The sequence below is a fragment of the Mesorhizobium sp. M7D.F.Ca.US.005.01.1.1 genome (assembly GCF_003952545.1).
GTDB lineage: Bacteria > Pseudomonadota > Alphaproteobacteria > Rhizobiales > Rhizobiaceae > Mesorhizobium > Mesorhizobium loti.
The window spans coordinates 960,291-977,250 of record NZ_CP034453.1; the positions used below are offsets into that span (position 1 = coordinate 960,291).

Here is a 16,960-nt window from a genome sequence, read left to right on the forward strand (position 1 = left end):
AGGGGGTAAATCTGCCGTAGCCGGTTTCGTTCCCTACTGTGGCAAAGGAATGGCGGGGGAGACGCAACGTCAGCTTTTGCAAGCCGACGTCAGTCGTGCCAAACAGGTTCTGAATGGAGAAGGCATCAGTGACCGGCGAGACGGGCAAGCGTAGCTATGTGGTCGGTCAGGCCGAGATCGCGGCCCGGCCGCTCGAGCCGGCGCTCTATCTGGTGGCGACGCCGATCGGCAATCTGGCCGACATCACGCTGCGCGCGCTGGAAACGCTGGCCGCCGCCGACATCGTCGCTTGCGAGGACACGCGGGTGTCGCGCGTGCTGCTCGACCGTTACGGCATCCGCCGCCGCACCACGGCCTATCACGAGCACAATGCCGGCGAGGCCGGGCCGAAGCTGATCGCGGCGCTCCAGGCCGGACAGAGCGTGGCGCTGATCTCCGATGCCGGCACGCCGCTGGTCTCGGATCCCGGCTACCGGCTGGTCGGCGAGGCGCTCGACCACGGCATTCGCGTCGTGCCGATCCCCGGTCCATCGGCGCCGCTCGCCGCGCTGACGGCATCCGGCCTGCCCTCGGATGCCTTCATGTTCGCCGGCTTTCTGCCGGTCAAATCAGGGCAGCGGCTGACGCGGCTGGAGGCACTGAAAGCCGTGCCGGCGACGCTGATCTTCTTCGAATCGCCGCGCCGGCTGGCTGACTCGCTTGTCGCCATGGTCGAAGCGCTCGGCGGTCAGCGCAAGGCGGCGATCGGCAGGGAATTGACCAAAACCTTCGAGGAGATGCGCACCGGCACGCTGCAGGCGCTCGCCGACCACTATGCGGCGGCCGATACGCCGAAGGGCGAGATCGTCGTTTGCGTCGGCCCGGCCGAGGCGAAGGCCGACGAACCTGAAGACATCGACCGCCTGCTTTTGTCGCTCGCCGCCGAGATGCCGGCCTCCAAGGCAGCCGCCGAAGCCGCGAAAATGACCGGCGGCCAGAAACAGGCGCTCTATCGGCGGCTGCTCGAGCTTAAGGATGCTTCCGGAGAGGGCGGTGGCTGAGCGCCCGATTGCCAGCCGCCAGAAGGCCTATCGGCGTGGTCATCGCGGCGAATGGCTGGCGGCGGCAGCGCTGATGCTGAAGGGCTACCGGATCCTGGCGCGCCGCCATCGCACGCGCTTCGGCGAGATCGACCTGATCGCGCGGCGCGGCGACCTGGTGCTGTTCGTCGAGGTCAAGGCGCGCCGCACGCTGATGGAAGCCATGGAGGCGATCGGCCATGAATCGGAACGCCGCATCGAGGCAGCGGCCGACATCTGGCTGTCGCGCCAGTCGGATTACGGCAAACTGTCGATGCGCTTCGACATGGTCGCGGTGCTGCCCTGGCGCTGGCCGGTGCATGTCGAGAACGCGTTTTATGGACGGAATTAGAAGAAGAGCCGTCCCTCGCGTCGTCATCCACGGGTCTGCGCTGCGTCGCTACGCTCCTTGCTCCGCCCGTGGATGACGAAGTCGAGGAGGTCGCGGACCACTCCTCACCCCCAGATCATCAAGCCAACCAGCCCGACAACACCCACCACCAGCCGCCACCAGCCGAACAGCGAGTAGCCGTTGCGCGATACGTAATCGAGCAGGAAGCGCACGACGATGAGCGCTGTGATGAAGGCGGCAACGAAGCCGACGGCGATGATCGGCAGGTCGGCGGTGCTCAGCACATTGCGGTTCTTGAACAGGTCGAAGGCGAAGGCGCCGACCATCGTCGGGATCGCAAGGAAGAAGGAAAATTCCGCGGCCGCCCGCTTGTCGACGCCCAAAAGCAGCGCGCCGACGATCGTCGAACCCGAGCGCGACGTGCCGGGGATGAGCGACAGGCACTGGAAAAGCCCGATCTGCAGGTAAAGCCGGGTCGGGAATCGCTCGACGTCGCGATAGACGGCTTTGAGGTTCATGCGATCGACAGCCAGCAGCACGACGCCGCCGATGATCAGCATGATGCAGATCAGCCTTGGCGATTCGAACAGCACTGTCTTGATGAAATCATGCGCCAGCGCGCCGATGATCGCCGCCGGCAGGAAAGCAATGAGGATGCCGATGACGAAATGCCGTGTCAGCCGGTCATGCGGCAGGTCGAGCAGCATTTTCCACAGACGGCGGAAATAGACACTGAGGATCGCCAGGATGGCGCCGAGCTGGATCAGGATCTCGAAAGCCTTGCCGGTCGAGTGGAAGCCGAGGAAATGGCCGGCGAGCAGGATATGGCCGGTGGACGACACCGGGATGAACTCGGTCAGCCCCTCCAGCAGGCCGAGCAGCAGGGCTTCGACGATGGTCTGGCTTTCCATGGCTACCTCGGCATTTGGCGTGACGGCTAACAGAACGGCTTGCTTGTCATGGCGTTGAAGTCCCCCTATAGGTCGCAACACTCTGACGGCCCGCTAACCGGGCGGCCAAGACTTACCGGTGCGCCCTGCGATTCGCCAGTGCGCTTTATCATCGCGGAACCATGCTGACGCTTTTCCACCATCCCATGTTCGCCACTTGTCGCTTCGTCCGCCTCGCTTTCGGCGAGTATGGCGAGGAGCTGGCCCTGATCGAGGAAAAGCCGTGGACCCGGCGCAAGGAGTTCCTGGCGCTGAACCCGGCCGGTACGCTGCCAATCCTGCTGGCCGAAGGCGACGTGCCGATCGTCGGCGCAACTGTCATCGCCGAATATCTCGATGAAACGCGCGGCGTCTTGAAGCGCGACAAGCGGCTGTTCGCCGAGGACCCGATGCAGCGCGCTGAAATCCGCCGGCTGATCGACTGGTACCTCAACAAGGCCGAAAGCGAAGTCACCCGCCATCTGGTGCGTGAGCGCGTGCTGAAGCCGGTCATGCCGGAAACGGCGGGCGGCGGCTCGCCCGATTCAGCCGCGATCCGTGCCGCGCGCGCCAACATCCGCCAGCACATGAAATACACCAACTGGTTGGCCGGCACCCGCCATTGGCTGGCCGGCTCGAGGGTCACCTATGCCGATCTCGCGGCCGCCGCAACGCTGTCGGTGCTCGATTATCTCGGCGAGATCGACTGGCGTGAACACGCCGCAGCGCGCGAATGGTACACGCGGGTGAAGTCGCGGCCCTCCTTCCGGCCGCTCCTGACCGACCGGGTGCGCGGCCTGTCGCCGGTGTCGCATTATGCGGACCTCGACTTCTGACGCCGCAAAACTGCGCGCGCTGATCGACGCAGAGGCGCGCCGCGCCGGCTTCGATGCCGTCGCCGTCACCACCCCCGATGCGATCCCGCTGGCGCCTGCCCGCCTTGCCGAATTCGTCGCCGATGGCTTCCACGGCTCGATGGACTGGATCGCGGAGACGCTGCAACGCCGTGGCGAACCGACCGCACTTTGGCCGCAGGTGCGCTCGATCATCGTGCTGGCGATGAACTACGGCCCCGACCATGATCCGCGCGGTGTGCTGGCCAAGCGCGATCGCGGCGCCATCTCGGTCTATGCGCAAAACCGCGACTATCACGATGTGATGAAGGGCCGGCTGAAGGAAATCGCCGGCAAGATCGTGGCGCGCGCCGGCGGCGACGTGAAGGTGTTCGTCGACACCGCACCTGTGATGGAAAAGCCGCTGGCCGAGGCCGCCGGGCTCGGCTGGCAAGGCAAGCACACCAATCTGGTCAGCCGCGAGCATGGCTCCTGGCTGTTCCTCGGCACCATCTTCACCACAGCCGAGCTTACGCCCGACCGCGCCGAGATCGACCATTGCGGCTCCTGCCGTGCCTGCCTCGATGCGTGTCCGACCGACGCCTTCCCGGCGCCCTACCGGCTCGATGCGCGACGCTGCATCTCCTATCTCACCATCGAGAACAAAGGGCCGATCCCGCATGAATTCCGCGAGAAGATCGGCAACCGCATCTATGGCTGCGACGACTGCCTCGCCGCCTGCCCCTGGAACAAGTTCGCGAAAGCCGCGTCCGAGGCCAAGCTTGCCGCGCGCGACGAATTGCGCGAACCGCCGCTCGCCGACCTGGTGCAACTGGACGACGCTTCCTTCCGCGCCTTCTTCTCCGGTTCGCCGATAAAACGCATCGGCCGCGACCGGTTTGTTCGCAACGTGCTGATCGCCGCCGGCAATTCCGGCGATACCTCGCTTGCCGGCGCCGTGCGTGCCTTGCTGGACGACGCCTCGCCACTGGTGCGGGGCGCGGCAATATGGGCGCTGGCGCGGCTGGTGCCGGACGCCGAATATTGTGAACGGGCCGCCGCCGGCCTGAAAACCGAGAGCGACGAAGCCGTGCGCGATGAATGGCGTCTGGCCCGGCCAACCAGGGCGCATGCATGAGCGAAAAACAGATATTCATCTTCGGCGCTGGCTATTCGGGCAGGGCCTTTGCTGGGGCTAACAAAGGCGCCGCCAGGATCTTCGGCACGACGCGCTCAGCGGACAAATTCGAGGTGCTGCGGCAGGCCGGCATCGCTCCGCTGCTCTTTGACGGTGCGCTGACCGAGGAAATCGGCGATGCGCTGGAAACGACGACGCATCTGCTGATTTCGGTTGCCCCGGAAGAGGCCGGCGATCCCGTTCTGAATGCCGCGCGAGAGGTAATCGCTCAAATGCCGGCGCTGGAATGGATCGGCTATCTCTCCACGGTCGGGGTTTACGGCAATTATGACGGCGCCTGGGTCGACGAAACGGCGCAATGCCGTCCGGTGTCGAAGCGCTCGGTGATGCGGGTTGCTGCCGAGCAGGACTGGCTGCGATTGGGCACGGACATCGGCCGGCCGGTGGCGATCCTGCGGCTTTCCGGCATTTACGGGCCGGGCCGCAACGCCCTGGTCAATCTGGAAAACGGCAGCGCAAGGCGGCTGGTCAAGCCGGATCAGGTGTTCAACCGCATCCATTGCGACGACATTGCCGGTGCGCTTTGGCAGCTGATCGAAGGCAATACAGGTGGCATCTTCAATGTCACCGATGACATGCCAGCGCCGCCGCAGGATGTCGTCGCCTATGCCGCTTCATTGATGGGTATCGAACCGCCGCCCGAAATTCCCTTCGACGCCGCCCAACTTTCGCCCATGGCGCGGTCCTTCTATGGCGAGAACAAGCGTGTCGCCAACGCGGCGATCAAGGCGGCGGGCTATCGCTTTCGCTTTCCGGATTACCGCGCCGCCTTCGACCATATGTGGGCAAGCGGCGACTGGCGCGACGGTGACGCGCGCAGCCCGATGAAGGGCTGACGATCGAAGCGTGGGGCTTTGCGTGCTATGATTCGGCCTTCGGATTGCGGTGGGGAACCGGTTTCATGAAGACAGCGATGCTGCCATTTCTCGGCAAAACGCCCCTGTTGGCCGCTGCGCTCGGTCTGCTTGCCCTGGCAGGGCTCGCCACGCAGCCGGCGAGTGCCGAAGAACGGGCAAAAGATCTGTTCGGCGCCAAGAAGCTGCCGGCCGCGACCGCTGCGCAGTCGATAGGCTTCTATTCCAAGGGCTGCTTCGCCGGCGGCGTCGCCATTCCGATGGATGGTCCGACCTGGGAGGTGATGCGGCCGTCGCGCAACCGCCGCTGGGGCCATCCGGCGATGATCGCGGTGATCGAGCAATTGTCGCGCGACGCAGCAGTCGATGGTTGGCCAGGGCTTTTGATCGGCGACATTTCGCAGCCGCGCGGCGGCCCGATGATGACTGGGCATGCCTCGCACCAGATCGGGCTGGACGCCGACATCTGGCTGACGCCGATGCCCAGCCGCCCGCTGTCGATGGCGCAGCGCGAAAGCATGAGCGCCACCTTGATGGTCGACGAGAAGACCCATCTGGTGAAGGACGCGCTATGGACCCCGGCACATACAAGGCTTCTGAAGCGCGCGGCCAGCTACAGCCAAGTCGAGCGCATCCTGGTCAATCCGGGCATCAAAAAAAAGCTCTGCGACACCGTCAAGGGCGACCGCAGCTGGCTGCGCAAGGTGAGGCCGTTCTGGGGCCACGACTATCATTTCCACATGCGCATCGGCTGTCAGCCGGGTTCGCCCGGCTGCAAGGCGCAGGAAGCGACGCCGGACGATGACGGCTGCGGCAAGCCGCTGGCCTGGTGGTTTACGCAGGAGCCGTGGCGGCCCAACAAGAACCCGGATGCGCCGAAGGCCCGCGACCTGATGACGATGGCGAACCTGCCCAGCGAATGCCGCGCCGTGCTCGACGCGCCGGGGCCGGCCTCTGCCGAGGCGGCGACCTACCACGGCGGAAGCGTGCCGGTTGCGGTGGCCGCACCTGAACCCGAAGCGCCGTCACTGCCCGCCACCGCGGCTAGTGGTATGACTGGACTGCCAAGCGCGGTGAACGCCTTCACCGCGACCCCCGAGATCGGCGTCCCGCTGCCGCGGCCACGGCCGCCGGGAAACTGATTGTTGCGGCATCAATCGGTTTAGGGCTCATTTTTGCGAAACAGTGGCCGTTTAGCCGCAGAAGCTGTGTCTGCGCGCCGCCGGGGTCGAAAACCGTTTCCCTTTTCAAACTCATGCGCTAGTCAACGGGAGAACGGCTAGATGCCGTCGGGGCGCCGGAGACGGACGTGAGCATGCCAGGCACAGGCGACGACGATACTTTGTTGCGGTTTCCGATCCTGATCGGCGACATCGGCGGCACCAATGCGCGCTTTTCGATCGTGCTCGACGCCAATTCCGAGGCCGGCGAGCCAACCATCGTCCAGACGGCGAACTACAACACCATCGACGAAGCGATCCAGGCGGCCGTGCTCGACCGCTCATCGGTGCGCCCCAATTCGGCGGTGCTGGCGGTGGCCGGCCCGGTCGATGGCGACGAGATCGAGCTCACCAACTGCCCGTGGATCGTCAAGCCCAGGCAGATGTTCGCCAACCTCGGCTTGAGCGACATCGTCGTGCTCAATGATTTCGAGGCGCAGGCGCTCGCCGTCGTCGCGCTCGGCGAGGAGCACATGGAAAAGATCGGTGGCGGCACGCCGGAGCCCAATGCCGGCCGCGTGGTGCTCGGTCCGGGAACCGGGCTCGGCGTCGCCGGGCTGGTCCATGCGCTTCGCCACTGGATCCCGGTGCCGGGCGAGGGCGGCCATATGGACATCGGCCCGCGCACACCGCGCGATTTCGAGGTTTTCCCGCATATCGATAAGCTCGAAGGTCGCATTTCGGGCGAGCAGATCCTGTGCGGACGCGGTCTGGTCAATGTCTATCGGGCGGTGGCCAAGGCGGATGGCAAGCCGTCGCCCTTCACCACGCCGGCCGAGGTCACCGGCGCGGCGCTGGCGAAAACCGATCCCGTTGCCGAGGAAGCGCTGGAGATCTTCGTCAGCTGCCTCGGGCGCACCGCCGGCGATCTCGCTTTGGTGTTCATGAGCCGTGGCGGCGTGTTCCTCACCGGCGGCATCGCGCAAAAGATCGTGCCGGCTCTGAAAGCCGGCAATTTCCGCGCCGCCTTCGAGGACAAGGCGCCGCACAGCGCGCTGATGCGCACCATGCCGGTCTATGTCATCACCCACCCGCTGGCCGCACTTCTGGGCCTTGCCGCCTATGCCCGTAACCCGTCGCTGTTTGGTGTCCAGACGGAGGGGCGGCGGTGGCGCGACGAAGTTAGTCACCCCAAGGCATAGGCAAGCCGGCTGCTTGGCGTTAAGAGGGGTGCCGAATTGCCCGGCCGCGGGAAGCGGAAACCTACGAAGCGCTCCGATTTGACATTTCAGCCCCCCAATTTGTCGAAACCCCGTGCGGGCGAGATCGTGGCGGTCATCCGCCGCATCCTCCAGGAAAACGGCCGCGAGTATCGGGGCGCGTATATTTTCACGATCCTCTGCCTGCTGACCGTGTCGGCGACGACGGCGCTTGCCGCCTGGATCATGAGCCCGGTCGTCAACCAGATCTTCTATGAACGGCGCGGCGACCTGATCCCGTGGATCTGCGCCGCACTGCTCGGCGCTTTCATCCTGCGCGGCCTTGCCGGCTACGGCCAGGCGGTGACGATGGCCAGGATCGGCAACAATCTGGTGGCGCGCTACCAGCAGCGCATCTTCAACCATCTGATGAAGCTCGGCGTCTCCTTCTTCAATGACACAAGGTCCGGACGGCTGGCCGCGCAGGTCAACGAGAACGTCAACGGCATTCGCGACCTGTTGTCGATGACGGTGACGTCGACGGCGCGCGACGCCGTCTCGCTGGTCGGCCTGGTCGGCGTCATGATCTACCAGGATCCGGTCCTTTCGCTGAGTTCGCTGCTGATCGGACCGCCGCTGATCTGGACCGTCACCTATTTGATGCGGCGAGTGCGGCGCATCACGCGCGAATCGGTGCAGATCAACTCGCGGCTGATCGGCGCCATGCAGGAGGCCACGCAAGGCATCGCCATCGTCAAGGCCTTCACCATGGAAGACGAGCTGTCGCGCCGCATCAGCAAGCTCGCCGAGGATGCCGAACAGCGGTCGAACAAGATCGCCCGTGTCTCCGAGCGGCTGACGCCGGTTTCCGAACTGCTGGCCGGCATCGCCTTTGCCAGCGTCATCGCCTATTCAGGCTATCGGGCCACCGTTCTCGGCCAGCCGCCGGGTGCGGTGTTTTCCTTCATCACGGCGCTGACGCTCGCTTATGATCCGGCCCGCCGGCTGGCGCGCATGCAGGTCGGCATGGAACGCGCGCTGGTCAATGCGCGCATGATCTACGAGCTTCTCGACATAGAGCCGCAGCAGAGCGACGCGCAGGGTGCAGCCGAGGCGAAATTCACCTCTGGTGAAGTGCGCTTCAACAACGTCTCCTTCCACTATGTCGAGGAGGCGCCAGTCCTGCACGATCTGAGCTTCGTCGCGGCCGCCGGCAAGGTGACGGCAATCGTCGGCGCTTCGGGCGCCGGCAAGACGACGCTGGTGGCGCTGCTGCAGCGCTTCTACGACGTCGAGGCGGGCACGATCGAGATCGACGGCCAGGACATTTCCAAGGTCACCAAACAGTCGCTGCGCGGCTCCATCGCCTATGTCTCGCAGCAGCCCTATCTGTTCGAAGGCACCATCCGCGACAACATCCGCTACGGCCGGCTGGGCGCCACCGACGCCGAGATCGAACAGGCTGCAAGGCAGGCCGCGGCCGACGATTTCATCCGCCAGCAGCCGCAGGGTTATGACACGCCGGTCGGCGAGAACGGCGTGACGCTTTCGGGCGGCCAGCGCCAACGCGTATCGATCGCGCGGGCCATTGTGCGCCAGGCACCGATCCTGTTGCTCGACGAAGCGACATCGGCGCTCGACAACGAGGCCGAGGCGCGCGTCCAGCAGGCGCTGACCCAGGTCATGGAAGGCCGCACCACCATCGTCATCGCGCACCGGCTGTCGACGGTGGTCAATGCCGACCACATCATCGTCATGGAACAGGGCCGGCTGGTCGAAGAGGGCACGCACGCCTCGCTGATGGCCGATCCGCACAGCGTCTATGCCCGGTTCCACCGCATCCAGGGCGTCAAGGGCCTGGGGCTTGTCGACGACAGCGCGCCGATCCAGATTTCGGCTCCGAACATTGAGACGCAGAATATCGCCGGGAGCACGACATGAGCAAGACGCCCGCAACCGACAGGCCGGCAACCGATATGGGCCTGGTGGTGGTGGGCGCCGCCGGCCGCATGGGCCAGACGCTGATCCGCGCCATCCACACCATCCCCGGCGCGCGGGTCATCGGCGCGGTCGAGCGAGCGGGTTCGCCCTATCTGGGCAAGGATGCAGGCGAGCTCGCCGGCGTCGGCCGTATCGATGTGGCGATCGGTGACGATCCGCTGCCGGTCTTCGCCAGGGCTGACGGCGTGCTCGATTTCACCACCCCGGCCTCATCAGCCGAATTCGCCGGCTATGCGGCGCAGGCGCGCATCGTCCACGTCATCGGCACGACCGGCTGCACGGCCGACGACAATGCCCGGATCGCGGCAGCGGCGCGCCACGCGACGATCGTCAAGTCGGGCAATATGAGCCTCGGCGTCAATCTTCTGGCGGTGCTGGTCGAACAGGCGGCGCGCGCGCTCGACGCCGACGATTTCGACATCGAGATCCTCGAAATGCACCACAAGCACAAGGTCGACGCGCCGTCCGGCACGGCACTTCTGCTTGGCGAGGCCGCCGCCGCCGGGCGCGGTATCGAGCTGGCCGGCAATGATGTGCGGGTCCGCGACGGCCACACCGGCGTGCGCAAGACCGGCTCGATCGGCTTTGCCACGCTGCGCGGCGGCTCGGTGGTCGGCGATCATAGCGTGCTGCTGGCCGGCACCGGCGAGCGCATCACGCTGTCGCACCACGCCGAGGACCGCGCCATCTTCGCTCGCGGCGCCGTCAAGGCGGCGCTTTGGGCGCGTGGCAAGAAGCCGGGACTGTATTCGATGCGGGACGTGCTCGGATTGAGCTGAGGCGGCCTGATCCATAAACCTGAAGGAGCAAACATGTCGCGAACCCTCGTGCTCGTGCGCCACGGCCAGAGCGAATGGAATTTGAAGAACCTGTTCACCGGCTGGCGCGACGTCGACCTGACCGAGCAGGGCCACGCCGAGGCCAAGGCCGCCGGCCAGAAGCTCAAGGCACGCGGCCTGAAATTCGACATCGCCTTCACCTCGGCGCTGATCCGGGCGCAAAAAACTTGCCAGCACATTCTCGATGCGGTCGGCCAGAGCGACCTGAAGACCATCCGCGACCAGGCGCTGAACGAGCGCGACTATGGCGATCTCTCCGGCCTCAACAAGGACGATGCCCGCAAGAAGTGGGGCGAGGAGCAGGTGCATGTCTGGCGCCGCTCCTACGACGTGCCGCCGCCCGCCGGCGAGAGCCTGAAGGACACCGGCGCTCGCGTCTGGCCCTACTACCTGCACGATCTGCAGCCGCACGTGCTGCGCGGCGGCACCGTGCTGGTCGCAGCCCACGGCAACTCGCTGCGCGCGCTGATCATGGCGCTGGACGGCAAGTCGGGCGAGGAGATCGTCAAGCTGGAACTCGGCACCGGCGTGCCGGTCATCTACCAGCTCAACGCCGATTCGACCGTGGCTTCCAAGGAAGTGCTGGAGGGCTGACGGTCCTTGAGCCGGCAAGTGGCAACAGCTTTAAAAAAAGCGCGTTGACACACATCGCTTGCCCGCTTACATGAGCCCGCACCAGCCCAGATGGCGGAATTGGTAGACGCGCACGGTTCAGGTCCGTGTTCCGCAAGGAGTGGAGGTTCGAGTCCTCTTCTGGGCACCAAATTCCCGTTTCGAACCATTCGACGGTTCAGAAACTTAGAGAAAAAGCCCGGTTCGTCCGGGCTTTTTCTTTGCCGCCAACCTCCCCTTCCGGCCAGTCCCCTCACAAACCGCTTCAAACTCCGCGCCCGCTTCGCTACGCTCAAAGCCATGTCGCAAACCATCAACCCGATCTTCGGTGCCCGTCGCGATCAGGCGTTCCCGACGCTGGCTGAGGCGGACATCGATCGCATGCGCCGGTTCGGCGAGGCCAGCGTCTATGCGGCCGGCGAGAACATCGTCACGGCTGGCGATGTGGCGCCCGGTCTGATCGTCGTGCTGTCGGGCAGCGTGGACATCACCCAGGATGGCGGGCTTGGCCGGCGCGAAACGATCGTCACCCACGGTCCGGGCAGTTTTGTCGGCGAGCTGGCGCAGCTTTCGGCCCGTCCTTCACTGGTCAATGCGCGGGCCGCCGAACCGGTGGAAGCGTTCGTCATCGCCTCGCAGCGGCTGCGCGACCTGATGGTGCAGGAAGCCAATCTCGGCGAGCGCATCATGCGGGCGCTGATCCTGCGCCGTGTCGGGCTGCTGGAAAGCGCCACCAGCGGACCGATCATCGTCGGACCTGCTGGCAATGCCGACGTGTTGCGGCTGCAGGGTTTTCTCGCCCGCAGCGGCCAGCCGCACCGCGTGCTCGATTCCGACAGCGATCCTTGTGCGAAAACCCTGGTCGAGCGCTTTGACGTCGATCCTCACCATCTGCCGATCGTGCTGTGTCCGAACGGCAGGCTGCTGATGAACCCCGGCGAAAAGGACCTCGCCCGCTGCATCGGCCTGCTGCGGCCGATCGATGCCGACAAACTGTACGATGTCGCCATTGTCGGCGCCGGACCGGCTGGGCTGGCGGCCGCGGTCTATGCGGCCTCCGAAGGGCTGTCGACGATCGTGCTCGATTGCCGCGCCTTTGGCGGACAGGCGGGCGCGTCCTCGCGCATCGAGAACTATCTTGGTTTCCCCACCGGCATTTCCGGCATGGCGCTGATGGCGCGCGCCTACAACCAGGCGCAGAAGTTCGGCGTCGAAATGGTGATACCGGACGAGGCGAAGCTTTTGAGTGCTGCCACCGACGGCGCCCGCTACAGGCTCGATGTCGGCGACGGCGAGATCGTGCGCACGCGCAGCGTGGTGATCGCCAGCGGCGCGCGCTATCGCCGCCTCGACATTGCCAATCTGGCGCAGTTCGAGGGAACGTCCGTGCATTATTGGGCGTCGCCCATCGAAGGCCGGCTTTGCGCGGGCCAGGAAGTGGCGCTGGTCGGCGCCGGCAATTCGGCCGGGCAAGCGGCTGTCTATCTGGCCAGCCATGCGCGGAAAGTGGCGCTGCTGGCGCGCGGCGGCAGCCTCGATGCCAGCATGTCGCGCTATCTGGTCGAGCGCATCAGGGCACAGCCGAACATCGAGGTGCTGACCGAGACCGAAATCGTGGCCCTGGAAGGCGACGGGGGCAATCTTGGCACGGTGCGCTGGCGCAACCGCGCCAGCGGCGCGGAAACGACGCGCCCGATCCGCCATCTCTTCCTGTTCATCGGCGCCGACCCGAACACCGACTGGCTGGCGAACTGCGATGTGGCGCTGGACGCCAAGGGTTTCGTCCGCACCGGATCGGACCTGGGATCCGCGCAGATGGAGACGAGCCGCAGCGGTGTTTTCGCCATCGGCGACGTCCGCGCCGGCTCGGTCAAACGCGTCGCGGCGGCTGTCGGCGAAGGTGCCCAGGTGGTCGCGGCATTGCATGCATATCTCGCGCGTGGCAACGCCGACGCACCTCAAACGGCAGGGAGACCATGATGGATGAATGCAAACATACGCGCGACATCAGGAAGGTGACGCCGAGCGCGCTCGGCTGCGAGGAATGCCTGAAGAGCGGCTCGGAATGGGTGCATCTGCGGCTGTGCCGCACCTGCGGCCATGTCGGCTGCTGCGACGACTCGCCCAACCGCCACGCCACCAAGCATTTTCACGCAACCAAGCATCCGATCATCGAGGGCTACGATCCGCCGGAAGGCTGGGCATGGTGCTATGTCGACGAGGTGTTTGTCGACCTCGGCGACGACGTGACCCCGCAGAACGGCCCGATCCCGCGCTTTTATTGAGCTGCGCCCGAGAGACCCGAAGAAGAGCCCGGTTCGCCCGGGCTTTTTCTTTGTCCGAGCATAATCGCCGCTCGATGCCCGATTGTCAGCAAACTGACAGGTTACCAGTTCAGTGTCTGCCAGGTCACGACCACCAGAGCCCTGACAAAGCTTTGACATGATCGCGGCTAATTTAGAAACATTCAAACTGGAAGGCTCGCATACCCGCCTAATCATTCGCGCCGCGCTCATCTTCGTGGCGCTGTATCTGGCCGGCTTTGGTGTCCTTCACCTGCTCCTATGGGCAAGCCTGATGCCGGGGTAGCTTCCGCGATTCTTTATCGCAATGAACGTTGCCCGTCGCCCGTTATAGTAGCGTTTCTCAAGCCCGGTTACTGTCGGTTTGAGACGTTCAATATCGGTAAATCCAGAATATTCCAATAAGCTGGTGACGGCGCGGGAATTGGGGGAAAACTGACAGAATTCCTCTGGGCGCCAGCGCGAGGTCGTAATGTTGCTTGCTGTGGAATCGACCCCCGCCACCCTGCGCATATGCCACATCGGCCATCGATCCAGGATTCGATTTATGATCGGCACCTTCATGAGAGTGGTATCAACCGCTAGAACGTTGCTTGCCAATGCTGAAATACGTTTGAGGCTTAAAACCGGGTTCTCCAAGTGGTATAGAATCCCGAAGAACAGGACGAGATCGAATGCACCGTGCTTGGACGGATCAAGTTCCATCAAATCAAGTTGCTGAAAATCTAAATTGTGGAGGTCTACTGCCTCTTTTACGAGATTTGCCTGTTCGATATAGTGAGGATCAATGTCGATCCCAAGCACATAACTGGCACCTGCCCTTGCCGCGTGCACAGAAAAACCACCGCAGTTGCATGCCACGTCAAGTACCCTTTTGCCTGCCAATGACCCTCCACAGGCACTAAGGATACTTGGCCATGCGTGATCGATGAGATTTTGCATTCTCGTGCGCTCTCGGTCTTGACGAGAAGCGGTCGGCACGTAGGTGCTCAAGCCGTAAGGCAAGTCGATGGCGTGATGAAACGGTGCGAGGCGTTCGACAGCCGCTTGAAGTTCCGATTTGGTCTTTTTTTCTGTCGGTGGGATCGACGGTTGAAGATTTTTCATAAGGTCGCATTCTCCCTTGCCCGCCCAGCGTCAGTCCAATGGGATTGTTCACGGATTCCTGAATACGCAGACGAGCAGCGTTGCGATGGGTATCACAGCCCATGCTAGTGCCTGGCACCTGCACGAACCGGATCAGCCGGTAGAATCCAAGCTACCGGACAAGGAAAACTAAGGCATCAACGGTGCCGTTGCACCATATCAAAACGTGGTAGCCGGGTTAATCCAGGGTACCAATTGGACAGGAAGGCCGCCGGCGCTGAACGGGGCATCCTTGCCGGGTGATTTCTCGGATCGACTTCAGCAACGCTTCATGCGTTCCCTGGGGAGTTCGGAACTGTTCAGAGCTTGGCACGATGCACTTGTGTAGTCGCTCTGCCTCCACCAGGAAGCGGTCAATTTCAGCCTGTGAAAGCTGCTTGGAGAGGTTTGTCCTAGCCATCGCGACACCTCTTGAGTGTCGCGCACCCCTCCGGAGCGGCGGCCCCGCTTAACAGGCACACATTCCTGACCTGTATCTGGCGGCTTCTTTCCACAATGCGAGTACCATCGCTGGGGATCGAACCTCTCACTTCAGATTCGCGATCCCGGTAGCTACCCGCTGCAATCCACACTGTCACTGAGCGTTGGTAGATCGTGTAGATCGTAATGCCTCTCACGATCACCAGAGCCCGACAAAGCTTTGACATGATCGCGGCTAATTTAGAAACATTCAAAACTGGAAGGTTCGCATGCACCCCACCTATACAAGCGCGCAAAAGGCCATTCACTGGGCGGTGTTTCTGCTGGTCATCGGCCTTTATGGCCTGACCTATGTGGAGGAGCTTTTTCCGCGCGGCGACCCCGGTCGTGCACTCGTCTGGTGGCTTCATATTTCGTTTGGGCTGCTGCTGTTCGCGCTGGTCGTTATCCGCGTCGGCCTGCGGCTGATGCTGGGAACGCCAGGGCTGCCGATGGAGATGTCGGAACTTGAACGATGGGCCGCAAAGATCGCGCATCTGCTGCTTTATGGGCTACTCGTGGCCATTCCGGTTCTCGGCATCCTGCTGACGTGGTACAGGGGCGACGCCTTGAGCTTCTTTGGCCTTTTCACCATCCCGGCTCCGGTCTCTCCCGACCGCGACACGGCCCGGTTCATCAGGGAACTGCACAGCCTCTGCGCCAATTCGATCCTCATCCTCGCCGGAGTGCACGCGGCCGCGGCGCTGTGGCACCATTTCATCCGCAAGGACGACGTGCTCAAGCGAATGCTGCCGGAAAGCGCGAGTTCTTAGAGCAAGTCCGGGAAAGTGTGAGACGGTTTTCCCGGGAAAAGCGCATAGCGCTTTCCCTTGGGAATTGCGTGAAGGCAGGGCTCCAGACCAGTGAACAGGGATGAGGCCGGCGGTTCAACTGTCATGCCGGCTTGTGCCGTCGCACGATCTTCCACTCGTGCCAGATCAGCACCATGACGGCCGCATCGAAGACGGTCAGGACGAGCAGGCCGAACGAATGGGTGTAGGAGTAGCGGTAGACTTGATAGACCATGAACAAGCCCAATGCCGCGAGCGATGCTGGATACGACCAAAGCTTGCCTCTCAGGAGGCCGACAACCAAGGCCAGCTTTATCAGGCCGTGGCTGAGCAGGTAGAAGGCGTAGAACTCCTTGCTGGCGATCGAAAAATGGCTTGCCATCTGCGACAGATGGCTCGCTATGAAATCGTTCGGATCTTCGATCAATTCCTCCTGGGTGAGAGCATTGACCCAGGAGGCAATGGTGTCGGTGGTGATAACGTAGAGCAGTATCCCACCGATGCACTCAATCAGGGCATGCGCGCCCTTGAGCCAGACGCTGACTTCAAAAATCTGATGGATGCGGTGTTCATCGACGGGCTTCAAAAATCCACCTCACGACCAATCGCGGGAACCGACGCCAAATGGATGCAGCTTTAACGCACTGGATAAACGCCGCGGCCGGTATCAGCCCTTTTCTTGATAATGCAATGGTCGGCATCTCACAAATCGGCGTTCCCCTCATGGTGCTGGCCGTGGTCCTGCAATGGTGGGCGAAGGCCGACCGCTATCATGTTCGCCACGCGGCGATATCCGCCGGCCTGGCGTTCTTGCTGGGTCTTGCGGTCAACCAGTTCATTCTTCTCTTCGTGCATCGGGTGAGGCCCTACGATGCCGGTGTGACGCATCTGTTGATTGCGCCCAGCGCCGACTGGTCATTCCCGTCCGATCACGCGACAGCCACCACTGCGATTGTCGCGGCCTTTGCGATGCAAGGTCTCCCGCGTCGGACGATTGCGCTTCTCGTCATGGCATTCCTGGTCTGCTGGTCGAGAATCTACATCGGGACGCACTACCTGACCGACGTTGTCGGCGGGGCCATCACTGGCATCCTGGGCGCCATCATTGTGCGGCTGGCTTACCGGGAGAACTCCCGGCTGGACAAACTGGTGACCAAGATTCTTTAGGTCGGCGCTGTTCGAAGACGCGCTCGGACAGAGGAGCCGCTCGGCGGGCTGCCGCGCCG

At 63.6% G+C, this 16,960-nt stretch carries 17 protein-coding genes and 1 tRNA gene; 15 read left to right on the forward strand and 3 right to left on the reverse strand.

Annotation, left to right across the window (positions count from 1 at the left end; genetic code table 11):
* Window positions 1-128 precede the first annotated feature (128 nt).
* Window positions 129-1,040: a 16S rRNA (cytidine(1402)-2'-O)-methyltransferase gene (gene rsmI / locus EJ076_RS04605; RefSeq protein WP_164548538.1), complete on the forward strand. Its 912-nt coding sequence runs from the start codon at window positions 129-131 to the stop codon at window positions 1,038-1,040.
* Window positions 1,033-1,410: a YraN family protein gene (locus EJ076_RS04610; protein ID WP_164548539.1), complete on the forward strand. Its 378-nt coding sequence runs from the start codon at window positions 1,033-1,035 to the stop codon at window positions 1,408-1,410. The genes rsmI and EJ076_RS04610 overlap by 8 nt, the downstream gene beginning before the upstream one ends.
* Window positions 1,411-1,514: 104 nt before the next feature.
* Here the strand turns inward: EJ076_RS04610 and EJ076_RS04615 are convergent, their stop codons facing one another.
* On the reverse strand, window positions 1,515-2,321 hold the full coding sequence (locus tag EJ076_RS04615) for an undecaprenyl-diphosphate phosphatase (protein ID WP_126067061.1): 807 nt from the start codon (window positions 2,319-2,321) through the stop codon (window positions 1,515-1,517).
* A 161-nt stretch (window positions 2,322-2,482) separates the two neighbouring features.
* Here EJ076_RS04615 and EJ076_RS04620 point away from each other — a divergent pair, with 161 nt between their 5' ends.
* The 11 genes from EJ076_RS04620 (at window position 2,483) to EJ076_RS04670 (ending at window position 13,320) form a co-directional block, all read left to right on the forward strand.
* Window positions 2,483-3,175 (forward strand): glutathione S-transferase family protein, encoded by a 693-nt coding sequence (locus tag EJ076_RS04620; RefSeq protein WP_126067062.1) that lies wholly within the window; start codon window positions 2,483-2,485, stop codon window positions 3,173-3,175.
* Window positions 3,156-4,310, forward strand: coding sequence for a tRNA epoxyqueuosine(34) reductase QueG (gene queG / locus EJ076_RS04625; RefSeq protein WP_126067063.1), 1,155 nt, complete (start codon window positions 3,156-3,158; stop codon window positions 4,308-4,310). The genes EJ076_RS04620 and queG overlap by 20 nt, the downstream gene beginning before the upstream one ends.
* Window positions 4,307-5,206, forward strand: a complete 900-nt coding sequence (locus EJ076_RS04630) for an SDR family oxidoreductase (protein WP_126067064.1) — start codon at window positions 4,307-4,309, stop codon at window positions 5,204-5,206. Before queG ends, EJ076_RS04630 begins: the two co-directional genes overlap by 4 nt.
* A 65-nt stretch (window positions 5,207-5,271) precedes the next feature.
* On the forward strand, window positions 5,272-6,366 hold the full coding sequence (mepA, locus tag EJ076_RS04635; protein ID WP_109667592.1) for a penicillin-insensitive murein endopeptidase: 1,095 nt from the start codon (window positions 5,272-5,274) through the stop codon (window positions 6,364-6,366).
* A gap of 173 nt (window positions 6,367-6,539) precedes the next feature.
* Window positions 6,540-7,586 carry a glucokinase gene (locus EJ076_RS04640; protein WP_126070962.1) on the forward strand — a complete coding sequence of 349 codons (1,047 nt, stop codon included), beginning with the start codon at window positions 6,540-6,542 and terminating at the stop codon, window positions 7,584-7,586.
* A 78-nt stretch (window positions 7,587-7,664) separates the two neighbouring features.
* Window positions 7,665-9,524: an ABC transporter ATP-binding protein gene (locus EJ076_RS04645; RefSeq protein WP_126067065.1), complete on the forward strand. Its 1,860-nt coding sequence runs from the start codon at window positions 7,665-7,667 to the stop codon at window positions 9,522-9,524.
* Window positions 9,521-10,363: a 4-hydroxy-tetrahydrodipicolinate reductase gene (gene dapB, locus EJ076_RS04650; protein ID WP_109667586.1), complete on the forward strand. Its 843-nt coding sequence runs from the start codon at window positions 9,521-9,523 to the stop codon at window positions 10,361-10,363. The genes EJ076_RS04645 and dapB overlap by 4 nt, the downstream gene beginning before the upstream one ends.
* A 33-nt stretch (window positions 10,364-10,396) precedes the next feature.
* Window positions 10,397-11,017: a 2,3-bisphosphoglycerate-dependent phosphoglycerate mutase gene (locus EJ076_RS04655; RefSeq protein WP_109667583.1), complete on the forward strand. Its 621-nt coding sequence runs from the start codon at window positions 10,397-10,399 to the stop codon at window positions 11,015-11,017.
* An 84-nt stretch (window positions 11,018-11,101) separates the two neighbouring features.
* Window positions 11,102-11,186, forward strand: a tRNA-Leu gene (locus EJ076_RS04660).
* Window positions 11,187-11,335: 149 nt separating this feature from the next.
* On the forward strand, window positions 11,336-13,015 hold the full coding sequence (locus tag EJ076_RS04665; protein WP_126067066.1) for an FAD-dependent oxidoreductase: 1,680 nt from the start codon (window positions 11,336-11,338) through the stop codon (window positions 13,013-13,015).
* Window positions 13,012-13,320, forward strand: a complete 309-nt coding sequence (locus tag EJ076_RS04670; RefSeq protein ID WP_164548540.1) for a UBP-type zinc finger domain-containing protein — start codon at window positions 13,012-13,014, stop codon at window positions 13,318-13,320. The genes EJ076_RS04665 and EJ076_RS04670 overlap by 4 nt, the downstream gene beginning before the upstream one ends.
* 267 nt (window positions 13,321-13,587) lie before the next feature.
* Here the strand turns inward: EJ076_RS04670 and EJ076_RS04675 are convergent, their stop codons facing one another.
* Window positions 13,588-14,445 carry a class I SAM-dependent methyltransferase gene (locus EJ076_RS04675; RefSeq protein WP_126067068.1) on the reverse strand — a complete coding sequence of 286 codons (858 nt, stop codon included), beginning with the start codon at window positions 14,443-14,445 and terminating at the stop codon, window positions 13,588-13,590.
* A gap of 728 nt (window positions 14,446-15,173) precedes the next feature.
* Between EJ076_RS04675 and EJ076_RS04685 the strand changes: the two genes are divergently transcribed.
* Window positions 15,174-15,716, forward strand: a complete 543-nt coding sequence (locus tag EJ076_RS04685) for a cytochrome b (protein WP_126067070.1) — start codon at window positions 15,174-15,176, stop codon at window positions 15,714-15,716.
* Between the two features lie 121 nt (window positions 15,717-15,837).
* Here EJ076_RS04685 and EJ076_RS04690 read toward each other — a convergent pair whose 3' ends face one another.
* On the reverse strand, window positions 15,838-16,320 hold the full coding sequence (locus EJ076_RS04690) for a DUF2127 domain-containing protein (RefSeq protein WP_126067071.1): 483 nt from the start codon (window positions 16,318-16,320) through the stop codon (window positions 15,838-15,840).
* A gap of 38 nt (window positions 16,321-16,358) precedes the next feature.
* Here EJ076_RS04690 and EJ076_RS04695 point away from each other — a divergent pair, with 38 nt between their 5' ends.
* Window positions 16,359-16,901 carry a phosphatase PAP2 family protein gene (locus tag EJ076_RS04695; RefSeq protein WP_126067072.1) on the forward strand — a complete coding sequence of 181 codons (543 nt, stop codon included), beginning with the start codon at window positions 16,359-16,361 and terminating at the stop codon, window positions 16,899-16,901.
* Window positions 16,902-16,960: the final 59 nt, after the last annotated feature.